This window comes from Rhizobium sp. PDO1-076 (assembly GCF_000247475.1).
Classification (GTDB): domain Bacteria; phylum Pseudomonadota; class Alphaproteobacteria; order Rhizobiales; family Rhizobiaceae; genus Allorhizobium.
Genome location: NZ_AHZC01000128.1, coordinates 1 through 5,460 on the forward strand (window position 1 = coordinate 1; position 5,460 = coordinate 5,460).

General features: G+C 60.9%; 5 protein-coding genes. 4 read left to right on the forward strand and 1 reads right to left on the reverse strand.

The genetic code is table 11. From position 1 onward, the window contains the following. A partial coding sequence (locus PDO_RS09465) for a YhdP family protein (RefSeq protein ID WP_007600894.1) occupies positions 1-2,302 on the reverse strand: 2,302 nt, incomplete at its 3' end. A 122-nt stretch (positions 2,303-2,424) separates the two neighbouring features. On the opposite strand from PDO_RS09465, the gene bcp reads away from it, so the two are divergent. The 4 genes from bcp to PDO_RS09485 all read left to right on the forward strand — a co-directional run. Further along, positions 2,425-2,895 carry a thioredoxin-dependent thiol peroxidase gene (bcp, locus tag PDO_RS09470; protein WP_007600896.1) on the forward strand — a complete coding sequence of 157 codons (471 nt, stop codon included), beginning with the start codon at positions 2,425-2,427 and terminating at the stop codon, positions 2,893-2,895. Then, entirely contained in the window at positions 2,892-3,734 is an 843-nt protein-coding gene (locus PDO_RS09475) for a ferritin-like domain-containing protein (RefSeq protein ID WP_007600898.1), read from the forward strand. Before bcp ends, PDO_RS09475 begins: the two co-directional genes overlap by 4 nt. A 127-nt stretch (positions 3,735-3,861) precedes the next feature. Beyond that, on the forward strand, positions 3,862-5,175 hold the full coding sequence (locus tag PDO_RS09480; RefSeq protein WP_007600900.1) for a M23 family metallopeptidase: 1,314 nt from the start codon (positions 3,862-3,864) through the stop codon (positions 5,173-5,175). A 54-nt stretch (positions 5,176-5,229) separates the two neighbouring features. Next, a partial coding sequence (locus PDO_RS09485; RefSeq protein WP_007600902.1) for a LysE family transporter occupies positions 5,230-5,460 on the forward strand: 231 nt, incomplete at its 3' end.

Here is a 5,460-nt window from a genome sequence, read left to right on the forward strand (position 1 = left end):
TGTTGAGATTGGCATTGCGCAGATCGACGGACGCCGCCTGACGCTTGTCGCCAAGCCGGGTCAGTTCCACCGCAATCGGGCCATCGATGATATCGTCGAGACCGGGCACAAGCCTGTTACGCATGGCATTGTCGAGCTTGGCCGTGACCACCCGCTCGCGCCCGTTCTCAGAGCCCCGCTCTACGGGTTCACTCATGCGGATGTCCATCGGCACGTCGTCGACCTTTGCCGAACCTTCGATCCGCGCCAGTTTGGGATCGACGGCAAGCGTACCGGTAAAATCGCTGACCCTGCGCCCGTCAAACGGCTTTTCGATCGCGACCTTGTCCAGTTGCAGATCGGCGCTCCAGACGGGTGCCGGTGGTTTCTGATCGGCGATCAGACCGAGGGTAACCTCAGCCGTGCCCTTGATCGCGCCGGTAAAGTCTTCTGCAACAAACCCGATGCGCTGCAACGCCTGGATCGGCTTGAACGACACAAGCTCGGCGACCGCATCCGCAGCACCATTGACGGCCACCGAGATGGTCGCCATCAGCGGCTTCTCATAGGCATGGGCGATCGTCACCGCGCCACTTTCCAGCGCCACGACACGCCCAGACGGAAAATACGAGGCGGCAGATTTGATCTTCACCTCGATCCGCTCGCCCATCATGTCGAAGCGCGCATTGGCGTCGCGCAGCGGCGGAATATCCCCGGTCAGGTTCACGCGCGCATCGACCACGTCGAAGCCGATGCGCAGCTCGTCGCCCACCAGATGCACAGGACGGGGTTCCAGCGACAGGCGGTTTTGCGGGATGAAAACGGAAATCTCGCCATGCGAAACCGTGCCACCGAAAATGTTCTTCAGCACCCAGTTGCGAGGCTTGTCGGCAATCCAGTAGGGCCAGAGCTGTTTGACCACCACAGCCTTCATGTTCTCGACCACGCCGTCGAACTTCACTTCAGGGCCGGTGCCACCGAACCGAATCTGCAATGTGCTGACCATCTTGCCATTGGCCGTGGACACATCGAACGTATCAAACTGCAGCAGGGTGCCATCGAATAGATAGCGACCATAGGCCTTCATGTCGAAGGGGAACGCCGTTTCGCCGGAGGACGGCACATCGGCACGTCCCTTCGCGACCAGCAGATCGATGCCGATGCCCTTGCCGAAATTCTTCCCCTCGGGCAGCCGGTCCAAATCGATCAACCCGCCCGAAAGCGGCAGGATCATCGGCCCGAACTCGGCTCTGGAATCGGCAATCTCGATCGTATCCTTGCCGAAGTCATAGGCGAAGTTCAGATCGGCCCTGGTGATCTCTTGCGGCTGGCCGTCGGTATAGAACGTGGCGGCCCTCGTGTTGACCGCCAGGGACATTTCCGGCTTCTGCCCATCGATATCGCGTTTGGCAGACAGAACCAGTTCGGCAGAACCATCGATACCCTGGCGGGCAAGGCCGGCCTTGGATCGCCGCAACATGAACGGCGTCAAACGGAAATCGGCAATCCGAAGCGTCATTGAACGGACGGCGCCGCCGACATTCGTCGTCAGGGCAGTCAATTCGGTCTGCTGGCCGTTCACCGAGATCGCGCCGAAGATCGACAGTGAGTCGTCACTGCCCCGCTCAAGCGCCAGATCGTCGATGGACAGCGTCAACGGCCGACCACTGGCACTTGTGGCCGCCACCTCAAGCCCGCCCAGCCGCATGCGATCAAGCCCACCCCGAGCGATAAAGCCCTGCATCCGGTCCAGTTCGCCAAAAGCCCCCTCCAGCACAGCCGGGATGTTGTCGACGCGGAACTTCGAAAGATCGATGGGTTCGCGCTTCGGCAACAGTCGCGCATCGAGGGAAATGCCCTGGCTGTCGATTTCGCGAACCGAAAACCGGCCACCCAGCAGCGCCATGGGCTCCAGAATGAAGCTCAACGACTGCGTCATCGCCACTTGCTGCCCACTGGCCGCCTCGACGACGGATACGTCATGGGCATCGACGGTGACATCGAGCCCGCCCGAAAAGCGGACCACCGTGCGGCCGATCTTCGCGTCGTATTGCGGCCCCATGGCATTGGAGAGCGCAGTCGTGGCGCGCTGCGCAAGGGCGGCATCCAGCGCGCCGCTTTCAACCACCGCAAATACACCGCCGAGCACGATGACCCACAAACCGATGAACGCAATGAGACCCCGAAGACAACGGCGCGCAACGCTGCGACGCGGCGGGCAGTGGACGATCATGGGATCTTCCACCTGCGCGGAAGGCAGGGCATGCAGCGGCACGATGTCCCGCGTGCGAAACCGTAGCTTGTCGCCCCGGATATCCGACATGTCCTGGTGATTGTCTCCGTCTATCGATGCAGCTATCAAGTCGCTCTGGACGACTCCGCAGCGGACTATATATCGATGACGACCACAATCATCCAAAAAGCGGGCAAAAGAAAGGTTTTCCCATGACGGATTTGGCAGTTGGAACAGCAGCTCCGGATTTCTCCCTGCCCAGCAATGGCGGCGGCACCGTTTCTCTCGCCGATTTCACCGGAAAGCCACTCGTCATCTATTTCTACCCCAAGGACAGCACCCCTGCATGTACCACGGAAGCAATTGATTTCACGGCGCTTTCAGAAAGCTTCGCGAAAGCCGGCGCAGCCATCGTCGGCGTATCGCCCGACTCGGTGAAAAGCCACGACAAATTTGCCGCCAAGCACAATCTGTCCGTGATCCTCGCCGCGGACGAAGAGCATCGAATGCTCGAAGCATATGGTGTGTGGAAAGAAAAGAGCATGTACGGCAAGACTTACATGGGCGTCGAGCGCACGACCGTGCTGATCGACGCAACCGGCAAGATCGTCCAGATCTGGCCCAAGGTAAAAGTGGCTGGCCACGCGGAAGCTGTGCTCCAGGCTGTTCGAGCCCTCGGATGAACCTCACCGTGAAAGAGCCTGCGACGCCGTTCCGCTCCCTGCGCGAGGCAGCGACGCTTGCCATCATGAGCGCCGATCTCGACGAAAAGACCAGCCTTGCCCAGACAGCTGCGATCCGCTGGCAGGAGCGGCGTCTGTCACTGCGCTCTCCTCTCGACCCTGCCCTGCCGGATCGTCCCGGGCGTCCGGAAAAACCGGTTCTCGTCCCGCCGAAAGGTACCGAGAAGCGCTCGCTTCACACCCTGCCCGGACGCATCGCCACGCTGCATGCGCTGGCGCATATCGAACTCAATGCCGTCGATCTCGCGCTCGACATCGTCGCCCGCTTCGCCTCGCAACCCGTGCCGCATTCCTTTTTCGACGGCTGGATGAAAGTCGCCTTTGAGGAAGCCAAGCATTTCCGCATGGTCCGCGACCGGTTGCGCAGCCTCGGTGCGGACTATGGCGACATGCCGGCCCATGACGGATTGTGGCAGGCTGCCCATTCCACCCGCAACGACCTGACCGCTCGCCTTGCCGTGGTCCCGCTGATCCTGGAGGCGCGTGGTCTCGATGTGACGCCCGCCCTGCAGGAAAAGATGCGCGAAACCGGTGACATTGAAAGCGCCGATGTGTTGAGCGTGATCTATGAAGACGAAAAAGGACATGTCGCCGTGGGCGCCAAGTGGTTCCGCTTTCTCTGCGCGCGTGAAAAGCGCGATCCGGCCAAGACATTCCAGGATCTGGTCCGAGCCAATTTTCGCGGCAATCTCAAGGCGCCGTTCAATGACGTTGCCCGCGCCGAAGCCGGCCTGACGCCGTCGTTCTACCGATCGCTTTCGTCGAAAAACGCATCATGATCACCGAGGCGGCGCAGCAGAACTAAACGTTTGTTAACCCTAATCATGCGTAAATGCGCATGGACGAGCGGAGCCATGTGAACAGGCTTCGCCATCTTCCGGCGCCTTAAAACGGCACTGAGACACGATGGGGACAGACGTGACAGTCAAGGCAAGCAACCAGGTCTTTGGAAAGCGCCGTGAGCAGCACGTCGTGATTCTCGCCAGCGGCGACAAGATCCGCCACATGACGATTCGTCCGTGGATGGCTGCGCTTACCTTCTGCTTTCTCGGCGTCATGTCGATCGGCTATCTCGGCGCGACAACCTATCTCGTTTTGCGCGACAACCTGATCGGCGCCACCATGGCACGCCAGGCACGCATGCAGCACGACTACGAGGACCGGATCGCTTCCCTGCGCGCTCAGGTCGACCGCGTCACGTCGCGCCAACTGCTCGACCAGCAGGTGGTCGAGGAAAAAGTCGAAAAACTGCTCGAGCAGCAGATGGCACTGACGTCCCGCCATGGCCGTATCGACGCGCTGCTCGAAGGGGCGGCCAGCATCGACAGCCTGCCAAGCGACGGCCCCCTGCCGGCAGATCGGCCGACGGTCGGCACCAAGGACGAAGCATCCATGGCGACGACGAGCACCCATGCGTTTGCTGCGCTCCTGGGCACGAAGCCGCAATCGAAAGCAGGAAAGACAAATCTCGCACTGGGTTATGTGCCGATGACGGTCGACAACGTCGCCGACCGGGCCGATAAGCTGTTTTCGCACATGACGCTTTCGCTCAAGGACATCGAAAGCGAGCAGTTGGAGCGCATCGCCACGCTGGCATCGGGAGCAACGGAAACGGCGGCGGAAATCGCCTCGATCCTGGAACGCAGCGGCGTGGAACTCGACGAAGCATCGGGTGCGAATGCCAATGATGCAATCGGCGGCCCCTACATTGCGCCAAGCTCCGAACGCGACTTCAACGCGACCTTGAACACGCTCGACGCCGCGCTGACACGGCTTGAGACCGTACGCGACACGGCAAGGCGCCTGCCATTTGCCAATCCGGCTCCGGGGCGCGAGATTACCAGCCGGTTCGGCAACCGTCCAGATCCGTTCTTCGGGGGCCTCGCCATGCATGCCGGCATCGACTTTCGCGCACCGACAGGAACCGAAGTTCATTCAACAGGCACTGGCAAAGTCGTCACCGCCGGCCTCTCCGGCGGGTATGGCAACATGGTCGAGATCGACCATGGCTACGGCCTGTCAACCCGCTACGGACACATGTCGCGCATCCTGGTCAAGGAAGGCGACAGGGTCGAAGCCGGAGACCTGATCGGCCTGTCCGGCTCCACCGGCCGCTCCACCGGACCGCACCTGCATTACGAGGTCCGCCGCGGCAAGGAAGCGGTCGATCCGATCCGCTTTCTCAATGCCGGCATGAAATTGACCACCCTCATCAATTGACGCGAGCACCGTTTCGCCCAATGATTGCAGGCAACAATGTGATCGGAACCTGCCATGGACACGATGTCGCTGCTTGCCTTTGCTTTGGCCTTTTTCCTGTTTGCCGCCTCTCCAGGCCCTGACAACATGACCATCGTTGCGCGGACGGTCTCACATGGTCCCGCGTCGGGTATCGCCTATGGCATCGGCACAGTCTTCGGCATCCTGATCTATCTCGGCCTTGCCGCCTTCGGCCTGTCGATCATTGCCAGTGAAATGGGCCTGTTGATGACCGTCCTGCGCTAT

What these genes read in the sequence shown, in the direction of transcription:
- bcp (WP_007600896.1), top strand. Translation starts at nt 2,425, where the DNA reads ATGACGGATTTGGCAGTTGGAACAGCAGCTCCGGATTTCTCCCTGCCC.
- PDO_RS09475 (WP_007600898.1), top strand. Translation starts at nt 2,892, where the DNA reads ATGAACCTCACCGTGAAAGAGCCTGCGACGCCGTTCCGCTCCCTGCGC.
- PDO_RS09480 (WP_007600900.1), top strand. Translation starts at nt 3,862, where the DNA reads ATGGGGACAGACGTGACAGTCAAGGCAAGCAACCAGGTCTTTGGAAAG.